Here is a 14,588-nt window from a genome sequence, read left to right on the forward strand (position 1 = left end):
GTGTGATGAACGGCCCTGGAACGGCGAGGGTTACGAGGGGAGCGCGTACGCCCGCAGCCGGTGTCGCGTACGCCGCACAGCCGTACCGCGTACGCGGGGGCCCGTGTACGCGGTACGGCGCGGGGTCAGCGCCGGGCCGCCGCCAGTGCCTCGGTGATCTCCGAGGCGGGGGCGTGCGCGGCCGGGTCGTTCATGAACCCGGCGTCCTTGCTCGCCGCGTAGGGCAACCCGTAGACCGGGGTGCCCGGCTGGAACCGCCAGCTTTCGGTGAGCGGCCCGACGTCCACGGCGTCGTAGCCGAGGAGCGAGAGCAGCTCGGTGGCGTGCTGCTTCGCGGTGGTGTCGTCACCGGCGATCGGCAGGGCGGTGCGGTCCGCAGCGCCCACCGGCCTCGGCAGGTCGGCGAGGTGCTTGTAGAAGATGTTGTTGAACGCCTTCACGACGTGCGCCCCGGTCAGGTGCCGCTGGAGCAGCTCGCTCTCGGTGACCTGCTTCGCCTCCAGCTCCGGGAAGGTCCCGTCGCGCTCGGGATAGTAGTTTCCGGTGTCGATGACCGTCTTGCCGGCGAGCGGCTCGCGGGGCACCTTCGTCAGGGCGTGGAACGGGATCGTGACGACGACCCAGTCCCCGGCTTCCGCCGCCTCGGCGGGGGTCGCCGCCCGGGCCCGGGGGCCGAGTTCCGCGACGAGGTCGGAGAGCGTCTCCGGTCCGCGCGAGTTGCTGAGCACGACGTCCAGTCCTGCGTCCACCGCCAGGTGGGCGAGCGTGCCTCCGATGAGGCCGCTGCCGATGAGTCCAAGAGTTGCCATATGCGGATGAACCGCTCATGGCAGGATTCTGTTCCCCTCCGGCGAGGAAACCCCCGATCGGCCGAAACATCCCCCCGCTCCGCACTCGGCCGTTCGTCCTCCCCGCCGGTTCGGCAGCGCGGCGGTGCGGGCGGTGCAGTGCGTGCGGTGCGGCGGGCGGCGCCCGGCGGCTCGGCGGGGGACGCCTAGAACACCGACTCGGCCTCGTCCATCCGGTGCTTCGGGACCGTCTTCAGTTCGGTGACGGCCTCGGCGAGCGGGACCATGACGATGTCCGTGCCGCGCAGGGCCGTCATCCGGCCGTGGTCGCCGCGGTGCGCCGCCTCCACCGCGTGCCAGCCGAACCGGGTGGCGAGCACCCTGTCGTAGGCCGTCGGGGTGCCGCCGCGCTGCACATGGCCGAGGATGACGGGCTTGGCCTCCTTGCCCAGGCGGCGGGCCAGCTCGAAGGCGAGGGCGGTGCCGATGCCCTGGAAGCGCTCGTGGCCGTACTGGTCGATCTCGCCCTTCTGGTAGTCCATGCTGCCCTCGATCGGGTGGGCGCCCTCGGCGACGCAGATGACGGCGAACTTCTTGCCGCGGTCGAAGCGCTCCTCGACCATCTTCACCAGGTGGGCCGGGTCGAAGGGCCGCTCGGGCAGGCAGATGCCGTGCGCGCCGCCGGCCATGCCGGACTCCAGCGCGATCCAGCCCGCGTGCCGGCCCATGACCTCCACGACCATCACCCGCTGGTGGGACTCGGCCGTGGTCTTCAGGCGGTCCATGGCCTCGGTGGCCACGCCGACCGCGGTGTCGAACCCGAACGTGCGGTCGGTGGAGGAGATGTCGTTGTCGATGGTCTTGGGCACGCCGACGACGGGCACCCCGGCGTCGGACAGCATCCGCGCCGCGGTCAGCGTGCCCTCGCCGCCGATCGGGATCAGCACGTCGAAGCCGTGCTCGGTGGCGAGCTGGCGGGCGTTCTCACAGGCCGCGCGGAACCGGTCGCGGGCCAGGCGGGAGGAGCCGAGGACGGTGCCGCCGCGGGAGAGGATGCCGCTCACCGCATTGAGGTCGAGCGTGCGGTAGCGGCCGTCGAGCAGGCCCGCGTAGCCGTCCTCGAAGCCGATCACCTCGTCGCCGTAGTGCGTCACGGCCCGGTGCACGACCGACCGGATCACTGCGTTCAGGCCAGGGCAGTCGCCGCCTGCGGTGAGAACTCCGATGCGCATCGTGCTCTGTCTCCTGCTCCCTGCCGCCGTTGATGTGCCGATCCGATTGTTTCACGCCCTGCCCGCGGCCCTCTCCGGAACGGCCCGATACCGGCCGGGCCGCATGCCACCGGGGTGGCTTACCCACCCGGCACGGTATTGTCAAGAGGGCCCTTGCTCACACGGTCCGCCCCCGAGCAGTCACGCCGTCCGATGTGAACCCTGTCCCCCCGGGGCGACACGGGCGGGGCCGGCCGGTGACGTCCGCGTGAACCGGGGACGCCACCGAGAAGCCCGGCAGCACAGTGGTGAAGACGGCGATGGAACGGAGAGCATGCGTGACGCGCAGCGTGTACGTGACCGGGATCGAACGGGGCGACGGCCGCCAGGTCGTCGAGCTGGGCGTCATGGAACTGCTGACCCGCCGGGTCGACCGGGTGGGCGTCTTCCGCCCGCTGCTGCACGAGGCGCCCGACCGCCTCTTCGACCTGCTGCGCACCCGCTACCGGCTGTCCCAGGACCCCGCCACCAGCTTCGGCATGGACTACCGCGAGGCGGCCGCCGTCCAGGCCGAGCTGGGCACCGACGAGCTGGTCTCCCGGCTCGTCGACCGCTTCCACCGGGTGGCCCGCGACTACGAGGCCGTCATCGTGCTCGGCACCGACTACGCGGACACCCAGTTGCCCGACGAGCTGGCCCTGAACGCCCGGCTCGCCAACGAGTTCGGCGCCCCCGTGCTCCTCGTGATCGGCGGCCGCGGCCAGAGCGACGGGTCCGTGGCGGCCGAGGCCCGCAATGCCCACCGGGCCTACGAGAGCCTCGGCTGCGAGATCGCCGCGCTGTTCGTCAACCGTGCGGCGCCCGCGGACCGTGCCGCGATCGCCGCCGAGTTGTCCGCCCACCTCCCCCTGCCCTGCTACGTGCTCCCGGACGAGCCGGCGCTCGCCGCGCCCACGGTCGCGCAGACCGCCCACGCCCTCGGCGGGACTGTCCTGCTCGGCGACGAGGCGGGCCTGGCCAGGGACGTCATGGACTTCGTGATCGGCGGCGCGATGCTGCCCAACCTGCTCGCCGCACTCACCCCGGGCTGCCTGGTGGTGACGCCGGGCGACCGCGCCGACCTGGTGGTGGGAGCGCTGGCCGCGCACAGCGCCGGCACGCCGCCGATCGCCGGGGTGCTGCTCACCCTGGGCGAACGGCCCGGCGGGGAGATCCTGTCCCTGGCCGCCCGGCTCGCGCCCGGCACCCCGGTGATATCGGTGGCGGGCAACACCTTCCCCACCGCCACCCGGCTCTTCACGCTGGAGGGCAAACTGAGCGCGGACACGCCCCGCAAGGCGGAGACGGCGCTCGGCCTCTTCGAGCGGTTCACCGACCCCGACGAGCTGCTCGGCGGGTTCTCCGCGCCGCGCAGCACCCGCGTCACGCCGATGATGTTCGAGCACCGGCTGCTGGAGCAGGCGCGCAGCGCCCGGCGCCGGGTGGTGCTGCCGGAGGGCACCGAGGAGCGCATCCTGCGCGCCGCCGAGGTGCTGCTGCGCCGCGGCGTGTGCGACCTGACACTGCTCGGGCCCACCGAGCAGATCCGCAGGAAGGCCGCCGACCTCGGCATCGACCTCGCCGACGCCCAGTTGCTGGACCCGGCCGCCGCGGAGCTGCGGGACCGCTTCGCCGGGCGGTACGCCGAGCTGCGCGCCCACAAGGGCGTCAGCAGGGAGCTGGCGCTCGACGTGGTCGCGGACGTCAACTACTTCGGCACCCTGATGGTGGAGCAGGGCCTCGCGGACGGCATGGTCTCCGGTGCCGTGCACTCCACCGCGGCGACCATCCGGCCGGCCTTCGAGATCATCAGGACCCGCCCGGACGCCTCGATCGTCTCCTCGGTCTTCTTCATGTGCCTCGCGGACACCGTGCTCGTGTACGGCGACTGCGCGGTGAACCCGGACCCCGACGCCGAGCAGTTGGCCGACATCGCCATCCAGTCGGCCGCCACCGCCGAGCGGTTCGGGGTCCAGCCGCGGATCGCGATGCTGTCGTACTCCACCGGCACCTCGGGCTCCGGCGCGGACGTCGACAAGGTCCGCGCCGCCACCGAGCTGGTGCGCGCCCGCCGTCCCGATCTGAGCACCGAGGGCCCGATCCAGTACGACGCCGCGGTGGAGCCCTCGGTGGCCGCCACCAAGCTGCCGCTCTCGGAGGTGGCGGGCCGCGCCACCGTCCTCGTCTTCCCCGATCTCAACACCGGCAACAACACCTACAAGGCCGTGCAGCGCTCCGCGGGCGCGGTCGCCGTCGGCCCGGTCCTCCAGGGGCTGCGCAAGCCGGTCAACGACCTCTCCCGGGGCGCCCTGGTCGGCGACATCGTCAACACGGTCGCCATCACGGCGATCCAGGCGCAGCAGCCCTCCTGAGCAGCGAGGGCGGCCACCCGGTGCCCTCGAGTCCGCCCGCCCCCCAGCAGAAAGCGCACCGTTCGTGAACGCTTCGTCCGTGCACGCACCGCCCCCGGCCCAGGACGCCGGGCCGGACCACGTCCTCGTGCTCAACTCCGGCTCCTCCTCGCTGAAGTACCAACTGATCGACATGACCACCGGAGCCAGGCCGGCCACCGGCCTGGTCGAGCGGATCGGCGAGGAGACCTCCCGCGTGGTGCACACGCCGGCCGCGGGCAGGGGGTCCCGCCGCGAGCGCTCGGGCCGGGTCGCCGACCACCACGCGGCCCTGCGGACCGTCGCGCGGGAGCTGTCCGCCGACGGGGTCGGCCTCGACTCGCCGCGGCTCGCGGCCATCGGGCACCGGGTGGTGCACGGCGGGCAGGTGTTCACCGAGCCCGCCGTCGTCGACGAGGGGGTGCTCGCCGAGATCGAACGGCTCGTCCCGCTCGCACCGCTGCACAACCCGGCGAACCTCGCCGGCATCCGCACCGCCATGGACCTGCGGCCCGACCTGCCCCAGGTGGCCGTCTTCGACACCGCATTCCACACCACGATCCCGCAGGCCGCGGCACGCTACGCGATCGACGTGGACACCGCGGACGCGCACCGCGTACGCCGCTACGGCTTCCACGGCACCTCCCACGCCTACGTCTCACGGGCCACCGCCCGCCTGCTGGGCAAGGACCCGGCGGACGTCAACGTGATCGTGCTGCACCTGGGCAACGGCGCCTCCGCGGCCGCCGTGCGCGGCGGGTGCTGTGTGGAGACCTCGATGGGCCTCACCCCCTTGGAGGGCCTGGTCATGGGTACCCGCTCCGGAGACGTGGACCCCGCGGTCGTCTTCCATCTGATGCGGGTCGGCGGAATGTCGGCCGACGAGGTCGACGAATTGCTGAACACGAGGAGCGGACTGCTCGGGCTGTGCGGGGAGAACGACATGCGGGAGATACAGCGGCGCCGTGCGGAAGGCGATCAACAGGCCGGGCTCGCCTTCGACATCTACGCGCACCGGCTGCGGAAATACATCGGCGCCTATTACGCGGTACTCGGCCGGCTCGACGCGCTGGCGTTCACGGCGGGTGTCGGGGAGAACTCCGCGCAGGTGCGCGAGGCCGCCGTTGCGGGGCTGGACGGACTCGGCCTCGCGGTGGACGCGGAGCGGAACACGGCGCCCGGCGGTGGCGCGCGGCTGGTCTCACCGCCCGGGGCGCGGGTCGCGGTGGCGGTGGTGCCGACCGACGAGGAAATGGAGATCGCGAACCAGACATACACCCTGGTAAAGCCCTGAAAAAACCCGACACCTGAGCATGGCGCCGCCCATGTGTCACTTCTGCACGTCGGTGGACTCTGGATAATTCCGCCCTGAAACAAACCGATAGGATCCGACCTATGCGCCGTTCCAAAATCGTCTGCACACTGGGCCCCGCCGTCGACTCGTACGAGCAGTTGAAATCGCTCATCGAGGCCGGGATGAACGTGGCCCGCTTCAATTTCAGTCATGGCTCCCACGCCGAGCACGAGGAGCGGTACCACCGCGTCCGCAGGGCCGCGGAGGACACCGGCAGGGCCGTGGGCGCCCTCGCCGACCTGCAGGGCCCCAAGATCCGCCTGGAGACCTTCGCCGAAGGCCCTGTCGAGCTGGTGCGGGGCGACGAGTTCATCCTCACCACCGAGGACGTCCAGGGCGACAAGTCGATCTGCGGCACCACCTACAAGGGCCTGCCCGGTGACGTCGCCATCGGCGATCCGGTCCTGATCAACGACGGCAACGTCGAGCTGCGCGTCGTGGAGGTCAGCGGGCCGCGGGTGAAGACCATCGTCGTCGAGGGCGGCGTGATCTCGGACCACAAGGGCATCAACCTCCCGGGCGCGGCGGTGAACGTGCCCGCGCTCTCCGACAAGGACGTGGAGGACCTGCGCTTCGCGCTGCGCCTCGGTTGCGACATGGTCGCGCTGTCCTTCGTCCGGGACGCCAACGACATCAAGGACGTCCACGCGGTCATGGACGAGGTGGGCCGCCGGGTCCCCGTCATCGCCAAGGTGGAGAAGCCGCAGGCGGTGGCCAACATGGCGGACGTCGTGATGGCGTTCGACGGTGTGATGGTGGCCCGCGGCGACCTGGCCGTCGAGTACCCGCTGGAGAAGGTGCCGATGGTGCAGAAGCAGCTCATCGAGCTCTGCCGCCGCAACGCCAAGCCGGTGATCGTGGCGACCCAGATGATGGAGTCGATGATCACCAACTCCCGGCCCACCCGCGCGGAGGCGTCCGACGTCGCCAACGCCATCCTGGACGGCGCCGACGCGGTGATGCTCTCGGCCGAGTCGTCGGTGGGCGCCTACCCGGTCGAGACGGTCAAGACCATGTCGAAGATCGTCATCGCCGCGGAGCAGGAGCTGCTGTCCAAGGGCCTCCAGCCGCTGGTGATGGGCAAGAAGCCCAGGACCCAGGGCGGATCGGTGGCCCGGGCCGCCTGCGAGATCGCGGACTTCCTCGGGGGCAAGGGCCTGGTCGCCTTCACCAAGTCCGGCGACACCGCGCGCAGGCTCTCCCGCTACCGTGCGGTGCAGCCGATCGTCGCCTTCACCACGGACGTGTCCACCCGCAACCAGCTCACGCTGACCTGGGGCGTGGAGGCCTTCGTGGTGCCGCACGTGGACAACACCGACGCGATGGTCGAGCTGGTCGACGCGGAGCTGGTCAAGCTGAACCGCTTCAACCAGGGCGACATCGTGGTGATGACCGCAGGCTCGCCCCCCGGGGTGCCCGGCACCACCAACATGGTCCGGGTGCACCACCTGGGCGCGGCCTGACACTCCCCGCGCGGCCGGCCACGCGCTTCCCCGCCCGCGGGGTGCGCACCCCCTCGGGGGGCGGTGGCCGGGCCCCGGGAACAGCCTCCACGCACCGTGGCCCGCACCCCTGACGGGATACGGGCCACGGTCTCGGGTGCGGCGCCCGGCGGGCTCAGCCGGTGAGGTACTGGTGCAGGCCGGGCACGGTGAGGTTCCCGCCGAACTGGCCGGCCTGGACGATGTTGACGTGCGTGAAGAGGGCGACCGGGACGTTCAGCGGCGGCGGGTGCTCCGGGTCGAACACGATCGGGATGACGCCGAAGAGGTTGCCCGAGAGCCTCTCCGTGTACATCGTCACCTGACCGCCGCGGATCGTGGACGTCGAGCCGGGTGCGGCCTGGACGTGGTACGTCTTGCCGTCCGGACCGGCCACCGTCTGGTGCAGGTCGCCGATGTCGACGCCGCCGTCGGTGGTGAACTTCAGGGCCTGCTTGGTCCGGCCGTTGGGCATCGTCAGGTTGACGACGCCCTTGTAGTCGAGGCCCTTCAGCAGCAGCGAGCTGGCCTGGAGGTTCCACGGCTGGTTAGGGATCGGCACCGGCGGGGTCTCGTCCTCGCCCGCGGACTTCTTCTCGACCACGCACGGGTACGCGTCCTTGCCGCTCGCGTCCGGTGCCAGCGGGTTGTCTGCGGACGAGGACGGCTCGACCGCCTTGCCCGCGGCGTCCTTGACGCCGTCCGTGACGTGCTCCGCCGTGTCCGCGACCTTGCCGACGGTGTCCTCGGCGGTGCCGGCGACCTTGTCCACCACCGAACCGGAGTCCTTGCCGCTGCCGGTGGCCGAACCGGCCGACGGCGACGGGCTGGACTGCGGTGCGGCCGACTCGTGCCGTCCGGGCGACAGGACGCTGCCGAGCGCGCCGCCGAGATCACCCAGCAGGCCGCCGTCGGAGTCCTTCGAGGACGACGACGCGGACGGGGACGGCGCAGGGTCGGTGCCCGCCCCGTCCGACGACGGGGAGCCGGGCGTCCCGGACGGCGTCGCGGAGTCGGACGGGGCGGGCGTCGCCGAGGCTCCGCCGCTCTTGCCGTCGCCGGCCTCGTCCGAGGTGTCCTTGCCGGTACTGTCGCCGGCCTTGCCCGTCTTGCCGTCCTTGTCGCCGGCCTTGCCGTCCTTCTCGGCGTCGTCCGGGGACTCGTCCGGCTGGGTGACGCAGGGCCCGTCCTGGAACGGGTTCTTCGGCAGCGGTTTGGCCTGGGCGAGCGTCGGGGTCAGGCCCATGCCCATGAGGACGGCGGTGGGCATCGCCGCGAGGGCTATCGCCTTGCCCGCCGGCATCTGGAGCCTGGTGAAGAGCGGCCGCCTGGGCGCCGCGTGCCGCCCCGCGGCATGCCGTCCGCCGGTTCTCTCCCGGGACTCGCCCTCGAAGTCCTCGTGGTGCACCTCGTCAGCCCGCACGGTGCCTCCCGTTCGTCCCCTTCGATGGGCTGTTGCCAAACAGGTCCCTGGGCTCACCGCTCACCACATAGGTGGCGCCGGCGACGGCCGGGGGCGCAACGGGCCGCTCGTCGGGCTCCCCGGGGCCGTTGCCGCCCGGGCCGCCCTCGGCGCCCTGGGACGACGCCCTGCCCGGCGCCCAGGAGATCGCGAGGGCGCCGCCGACGAGCGCGAGCAGGAAGCCGACGAAGAAACCGCCGAAGTTCGAGACGACCAGCGAGACCAGGGCAAGCAGGATCGCGGCGACGCCCGCGAACACCCGCGAGTACTTCTGGTACCACATCGTCAGACCGAGCACGATGAGCAGCACACCGATGATCAGGGAGCCGGCTCCGGCCGTGGTGGCCATCCGGATCGTCATCGTGCCGAGCGTGAAGTTCGCGTACGGGAAGTACATGATCGGGATGCCGCCCAGCAGCGTCAGCAGACCACCCCAGAATGGGCGCTGCCCGCGCCACCCTCGGAACGATCGGCGCATCCGGCCGAGCCTTGCGCCCGACCCTGCCTGCGCTTCGGCGCTCATGTCGTACAGCTCCTCGGGAATGGCGTTGGTTCTGTGATCGTGCGGTGGGCTCCCAGGCCGTGCGGCGCTGGGTGCAGGGCACGGGGACGGACGGGGAGTGACCCGCGCCCCCGCGCCCGGCCGTTCAGCCCAAGTGTCTCAGCGTCGAGACGCTCAGTAGCACTCGTGCTTGCCCTTCTGGACCTTCATACCGAGGCCGGAGAGCTTGAAGGTACCTGCCGTCGTCGCCCAGGCCCGCTGCTTCACGTCGGTGAACGTGGCGGATTCGGCCTGCTGGGAGAAGCTGTCGGGAAGGTACTTGTCGCCCTTCGACGGGCCCGGGCCCTTGGTGGTGCTGTCCACCGAGGTACCGATGTCGATGTTGTTGAAGGTCGCGTTGGTCTGCAGGTCGTCGGCGTCGATGTAGAGCTTGTTCGCCTTGACCCTCTCGCCGCCGGGAGCACCGGCCTTGAGGGTCATCGACACATCGCCGAAGACCGGCACCGGCACGACCACGGACTGGCAGAGGTTGGTGATCTCCGCGTCGTCGAAGCCGACCACGGCCACCGGGTGGTCACCCGACTTGCCGCTGTCGATAGCGCCGTACTGCACGAAACCAGTGCCGTCAAGACGGTCGGCAGTCACCTTGAACTGCTGACCGGACACGCTGAACGATGCCGCAAGCGCTCCCTGCGAAAGGGCCACGCCTATCGCGGCGGTCGCCGCGACGCTCGGCACCATGACCACGGCGAACCGCTTCCATCTGGTTCCGCCACGAGCCACGGACTCCATGACTTTCCTCCTTCTCGGACGTACATCTCCGGCCCGGACCGCACCTCGTTGGAGGGTGCAATCGGGCAGGGATGGGAGAAGTGCTACGTCCTCGGAAAGGAGAGCGCCCGCTTCGGAGGCACTGCATGCGCCCAAAAACCGGCGATCACCCCCGAGCGACAACCACTTTGGCTGCGCCTTCACGCATATACGCAACCTTCCGGACAGGCCCTGCCGTAAGCGGCAAGGACCCCCCTGTCCAAGGCCGGCACCAGCGGTGCCCGCCCCGCCCGGTGGGGACCCACACCCTTCGCGCACGACTGGCCGTCGGGCTAGGGGAATGGACCGAGCGTCGCCGATCGTGGTGCATTCTCGTCGCCCGCACAAGGGGGTTCGTTACTGAGCAGTAACGGACGGATAACCGAATCACGACAGCCCGATACCGAGTGATCACACGGAGTGTTGCGCGCCGTGACACCGGATCACCCATGAAGGGGCGTATACGGACAGAGCAACGAGTGGTTCTTACTGCGAGTAACAGCGGCCGCTTTCCCCAAGTTTTGGCAAAGTGCGGCCGCCGCATCGCTTCCTCAAAGAACCTTCACCCGGGCATCACAAGGCCCGGTGTTTAGCGACTGGTCAGAAGAGCGCGCGTGCAAGTGCCCTGCGCGCGGCCGCCACCCGCGGGTCCTCGGCACCCACCACGTCGAACAGCTCCAGCAGGCGCAACCGGATGCCCTCACGGTCGTCACCTGCGGTGCGTGCGACCGTGTCGACAAGTCGGCCGAAGGCGTCCTCCACGTGACCGCCCACCAGATCCATGTCCGCCGCGGCGATCTGCGCGGCGGCGTCGCCCGGGTTCCTGGCCGCCTTCTCGCGCACCTCCTGCGGGTCGACGCCCTGGACGCGCTGCAGCAGCTCCGCCTGGGCGAGGCCGAGCTTGGCCTCGGGGTTGCCCGGGTCCTGGGCGAGGACGTTCTTGTACGCCTGCACGGCGCCGCCGAGGTCGCCGTTGTCCAGCGCAGCGACGGCCGCTTCCAGAAGGGCGTCGTACGGGCCCGCGGGCTCGGCCGGCGCACTCTGCTCGGCCGGGGCCTCGGCGTCCGGGTCGACCGTCAGCCCGGTCAGGCCGAAGCGCTGCTCGGCGACCTGCACCAGTTGGTCGAGGGTCTGGCGGATCTGGGGCTCGGGAGCGGCACCCTGGAAGAGCGGCAGCGCCTGGCCGGCCACCACCGCGAAGACCGCGGGGATGCCCTGGATCCCGAACTGCTGCATCAGCATCTGGTTGGCATCGACGTCGATCTTGGCGAGCACGAAGCGGCCGTTGTACTCGACGGCGAGCCGCTCCAGGATCGGGCTGAGCTGTTTGCACGGCTGGCACCACTCGGCCCAGAAGTCGATGACGACGGGAACCTCGGCGGAGCGCTGGAGGACCTCGCCCTCGAAGTGCGCCTCATCGACGTCGATCACCAGACTCGCGGGCGAGACGGCGCCGCCCCCGCCCTGCCGCGCGGCCTCCGCCCGCGCCTGCTCCGCCTTCGCCCTGGCCTCCTGGGCCGCCTTCACCGCGCCGAGGTCGACGACCCCGCTCATGGACATGTTCCGTGGCTGCATGAGTACATCCTCCCCCTTCCGCGCGCCCATCGAAAAGCTTGAACGAAAGCCCGGGCCGCGGCGCGTCCTCGGCGGGCCGCCGGGACGGTCGCGGCAGGCGCGCGCCGGTGCCCGAGTGCCTCACGCACCGGCCGGCCGCCCGCCGGTCGGCGCGGGGGCTCCGGCGCCCGGCCGTACCTGCTTTCGCTACGCGTCGTAGCGTAACTTCCACGGCGCGCCTCCGGGACGGGCAGGCCCCGGATCCGCCGTGATCTCGCTCACGGGGGGCGGGTCCCGCGCCGCCTCGGCTACCCGCCGGTATGGTCGCTTGCATGGCACCCCGCAGCCCTGCCCGCACCGGCCGACCGCGCAGTGCCGCCGCGGACGCCGCCATCCTGGAGGCCACCCGCGCCGCGCTGGTCGACCTGGGCTGGTCCAAGCTGACGCTGGGCGATGTCGCCACCCGTGCGGGCGTCGCCAAGACGACGCTGTACCGGCGCTGGGCCGGGAAGAACGAGTTGGTCGTGGATGCCGTCGCGGCGCTCTTCGACGAGTTGGAGCTGCCCGACCGGGGCAGCCTGGCCGCGGACGTCGAATACGTGGTGCGCCAGTTCGCGGCACTGCTCGACCGGCCCGAGGCGAAGACGGCGCTGATGGCGGTGGTCGCCGAGTCGACCCGCGACGAGCCGTTGCGGGCCCGCATCCGGGACTCGATCGTGGACCGCCAGAAGCGTCTCGTGCTGGTGGGCCGGGCGCGCGCGGAGGCCCGCGGGGAACTGCCGCGCGCGCAGGGCGCGCAGGACGCGGCGCGCAGCGCGGATCTCATCTTCGACGTGGTGGCGGGTGCGGTGGTGCACCGGATGCTGGTCAGCGGACAGGCCGTGGACTCGCAGTGGGTCCACGGCCTGGTGGCCCTCCTGGCCGGCGGGCTGCCGTCCGCGGTCTCGCCGCTGCCGTCCGACGCGTAGTCCCGCGCCGCTGCCGTCCGACGCGTAGCCCCCGCCCCGCGCCGCTCCCGGCCGGGGCCATGGCCCGCGCCCCGTGCGCGCCCGCCGCGCCCGTCCCCCGCGGGTCGCCATCGGCCGAGGGAGCGCTCCGGCGCGTGGCGCCCCCTCGGCCGGTGGCGGCCCGTGCGAGGGCGGCGCCACCACCGGCCCGAGCCGGCCCGCAGGAGCGGTCGGGGGCCGCGGGCGGAGCCCTCGGGCGGGCACTCGCGGACAGGCACTCGTGGGCGGGCGCCCGCCCACGGGCGCCCGCAGGAGTCGGCGGGGCTCAGAACCCGGGCGGCTCCGTGTAGACGCCCCATTCCTCACGCAGGGCGTCGCAGATCTCGCCGAGCGTCGCCTCCGCGCGCACCGCGTCGAGCATCGGCTCGATCATGTTCGTACCGGACCGGGCGGCGGCCGCCATGGCGTCGAGGCCGGCGCGCACCCGGGCGTCGTCGCGGGCGGCCCTGCGCTCGCCGAGCGCCCGCACCTGCTCGCGCTCCACCTCGTGGCTGACCCGCAGGATCTCCAGCTCGCCGGTGACGGACTCCGGGTGGGAGTTGACGCCGACGACGTGCTTCTCGCCCTTCTCCAGCGCCCGCTGGTACCGGAAGGCGGCCTCGGCGATCTCACCGGTGAACCAGCCGTCCTCGATGCCGCGCAGGATGCCGGAGGTCATCGGCCCGATGGGATGCCGGCCGTCCGGGTGGGCCAGCTCGCCGCGCTCCCTGATCCGCTCGAAGATCTGCTCGGCGTCCGCCTCGATGCGGTCCGTGAGCTGCTCCACGTACCAGGAGCCGCCGAGCGGATCGGCGACGTTGCCCACGCCGGTCTCCTCCATCAGCACCTGTTGGGTGCGCAGCGCGATCTCCGCGGCCCGCTCGCTGGGCAGCGCGAGGGTCTCGTCGAGGGCGTTGGTGTGCAGGGAGTTGGTGCCGCCGAGCACCGCGGCCAGGGCCTCCACCGCGGTGCGCACGACGTTGTTGTACGGCTGCTGGGCGGTCAGGGAGACGCCTGCGGTCTGGGTGTGGAAGCGCAGCCACTGCGCCCGCTCGGTCTTCGCGCCGTACACGTCGCGCATCCAGCGGGCCCAGATGCGGCGCGCCGCACGGAACTTGGCGATCTCCTCGAAGAAGTCGACGTGGGCGTCGAAGAAGAAGGACAGGCCGGGCGCGAAGCGGTCCACGTCCAGCCCGCGGGAGAGGCCGAGCTCGACGTAGCCGAAGCCGTCCGCGAGCGTGTAGGCGAGCTCCTGGGCGGCCGTGGAGCCGGCCTCGCGGATGTGGTAGCCGGAGACCGACAGGGGCTTGTACGCGGGGATGCCGGCCGCGCAGTGCTCCATCAGGTCGCCGATCAGGCGCAGGTGCGGCTCGGGCTTGAAGAGCCACTCCTTCTGGGCGATGTACTCCTTGAAGATGTCCGTCTGCAGCGTGCCGTTCAGCACGGTGGGATCGATGCCCTGCCGCTCGGCCGCGACCAGGTACATGCAGAAGACGGGCACCGCGGGGCCGCTGATCGTCATCGAGGTGGTGACGTCGCCCAGCGGGATGTCCGAGAAGAGGTCCTCCATGTCGGCCGCGGAGTCGATCGCGACGCCGCAGTGGCCGACCTCGCCCAGGGAGCGCGGGTCGTCCGAGTCGCGGCCCATCAGGGTCGGCATGTCGAACGCGACGCTCAGGCCGCCCCCGCCGGCCTTGAGGATCATCTTGTACCGCTCGTTGGTCTGCCGGGCGTTGCCGAAGCCCGCGAACTGGCGGATGGTCCAGGCCCGGCCCCGGTAGCCGGTCGGATACAGGCCGCGGGTGAAGGGGTACTCACCGGGCCAGCCGATCCGCTCGAAGCCTTCGTAGGTGTCGCCGGGCCGCGGCCCGTAGACCGGCTCCACGGGGTCTCCGGAGAGCGTGGTGAAATCCGCGCCGCGGGTGTGGGCGGCGTCGTACCGGGCCTGCCAGCGACGGCGGCCCTCCTCGATCGCGTCAGCGTGCATACCGTCGAATTTTACTAGGACGTC

Annotated in this window: 11 protein-coding genes; 4 read left to right on the plus strand and 7 right to left on the minus strand. The window is 71.7% G+C overall.

Features of this window, described 5'->3' with window-relative positions; translation table 11 throughout:
* Nucleotides 1-125 precede the first annotated feature (125 nt).
* Both IE313_RS17865 and IE313_RS17870 read right to left on the minus strand, forming a co-directional pair.
* Nucleotides 126-809: an NADPH-dependent F420 reductase gene (locus tag IE313_RS17865; RefSeq protein WP_189933314.1), complete on the minus strand. Its 684-nt coding sequence runs from the start codon at nucleotides 807-809 to the stop codon at nucleotides 126-128.
* Nucleotides 810-994: 185 nt separating this feature from the next.
* The gene (locus IE313_RS17870) at nucleotides 995-2,020 is read right to left on the minus strand and encodes an ATP-dependent 6-phosphofructokinase (protein ID WP_189933316.1); all 1,026 of its coding nucleotides are present in this window, start codon (nucleotides 2,018-2,020) and stop codon (nucleotides 995-997) included.
* A 317-nt stretch (nucleotides 2,021-2,337) separates the two neighbouring features.
* Between IE313_RS17870 and pta the strand changes: the two genes are divergently transcribed.
* From pta to pyk, 3 genes are all read left to right on the plus strand, one after another.
* Nucleotides 2,338-4,410, plus strand: a complete 2,073-nt coding sequence (pta, locus tag IE313_RS17875; RefSeq protein ID WP_189933318.1) for a phosphate acetyltransferase — start codon at nucleotides 2,338-2,340, stop codon at nucleotides 4,408-4,410.
* Between the two features lie 64 nt (nucleotides 4,411-4,474).
* Complete coding sequence (locus tag IE313_RS17880) at nucleotides 4,475-5,722, plus strand: acetate kinase (protein WP_229924734.1); 1,248 nt, start codon at nucleotides 4,475-4,477, stop codon at nucleotides 5,720-5,722.
* A gap of 101 nt (nucleotides 5,723-5,823) precedes the next feature.
* Entirely contained in the window at nucleotides 5,824-7,245 is a 1,422-nt protein-coding gene (gene pyk / locus IE313_RS17885) for a pyruvate kinase (protein WP_189933320.1), read from the plus strand.
* Nucleotides 7,246-7,399: 154 nt separating this feature from the next.
* On the opposite strand, the gene IE313_RS17890 is transcribed toward pyk, so the two are convergent.
* The 4 genes from IE313_RS17890 to IE313_RS17905 form a co-directional block, all read right to left on the minus strand.
* Nucleotides 7,400-8,686, minus strand: a complete 1,287-nt coding sequence (locus tag IE313_RS17890) for a hypothetical protein (protein ID WP_229924735.1) — start codon at nucleotides 8,684-8,686, stop codon at nucleotides 7,400-7,402.
* On the minus strand, nucleotides 8,676-9,248 hold the full coding sequence (locus tag IE313_RS17895) for a DUF6114 domain-containing protein (protein WP_189933322.1): 573 nt from the start codon (nucleotides 9,246-9,248) through the stop codon (nucleotides 8,676-8,678). Before IE313_RS17895 ends, IE313_RS17890 begins: the two co-directional genes overlap by 11 nt.
* Nucleotides 9,249-9,401: 153 nt before the next feature.
* Nucleotides 9,402-10,019, minus strand: coding sequence for a DUF6230 family protein (locus IE313_RS17900; protein WP_189933324.1), 618 nt, complete (start codon nucleotides 10,017-10,019; stop codon nucleotides 9,402-9,404).
* 618 nt (nucleotides 10,020-10,637) lie between these two features.
* Nucleotides 10,638-11,612, minus strand: a complete 975-nt coding sequence (locus tag IE313_RS17905) for a tetratricopeptide repeat protein (protein ID WP_189933326.1) — start codon at nucleotides 11,610-11,612, stop codon at nucleotides 10,638-10,640.
* A gap of 311 nt (nucleotides 11,613-11,923) precedes the next feature.
* Here IE313_RS17905 and IE313_RS17910 point away from each other — a divergent pair, with 311 nt between their 5' ends.
* Nucleotides 11,924-12,559 carry a TetR/AcrR family transcriptional regulator gene (locus IE313_RS17910; protein WP_189933328.1) on the plus strand — a complete coding sequence of 212 codons (636 nt, stop codon included), beginning with the start codon at nucleotides 11,924-11,926 and terminating at the stop codon, nucleotides 12,557-12,559.
* A gap of 304 nt (nucleotides 12,560-12,863) precedes the next feature.
* On the opposite strand, the gene icmA is transcribed toward IE313_RS17910, so the two are convergent.
* Nucleotides 12,864-14,564, minus strand: a complete 1,701-nt coding sequence (icmA, locus tag IE313_RS17915) for a coenzyme B12-dependent isobutyryl-CoA mutase large subunit (RefSeq protein ID WP_189933329.1) — start codon at nucleotides 14,562-14,564, stop codon at nucleotides 12,864-12,866.
* Nucleotides 14,565-14,588: the final 24 nt, after the last annotated feature.

The organism is Streptomyces sulfonofaciens, assembly GCF_014656295.1.
GTDB lineage: Bacteria > Actinomycetota > Actinomycetes > Streptomycetales > Streptomycetaceae > Streptomyces > Streptomyces sulfonofaciens.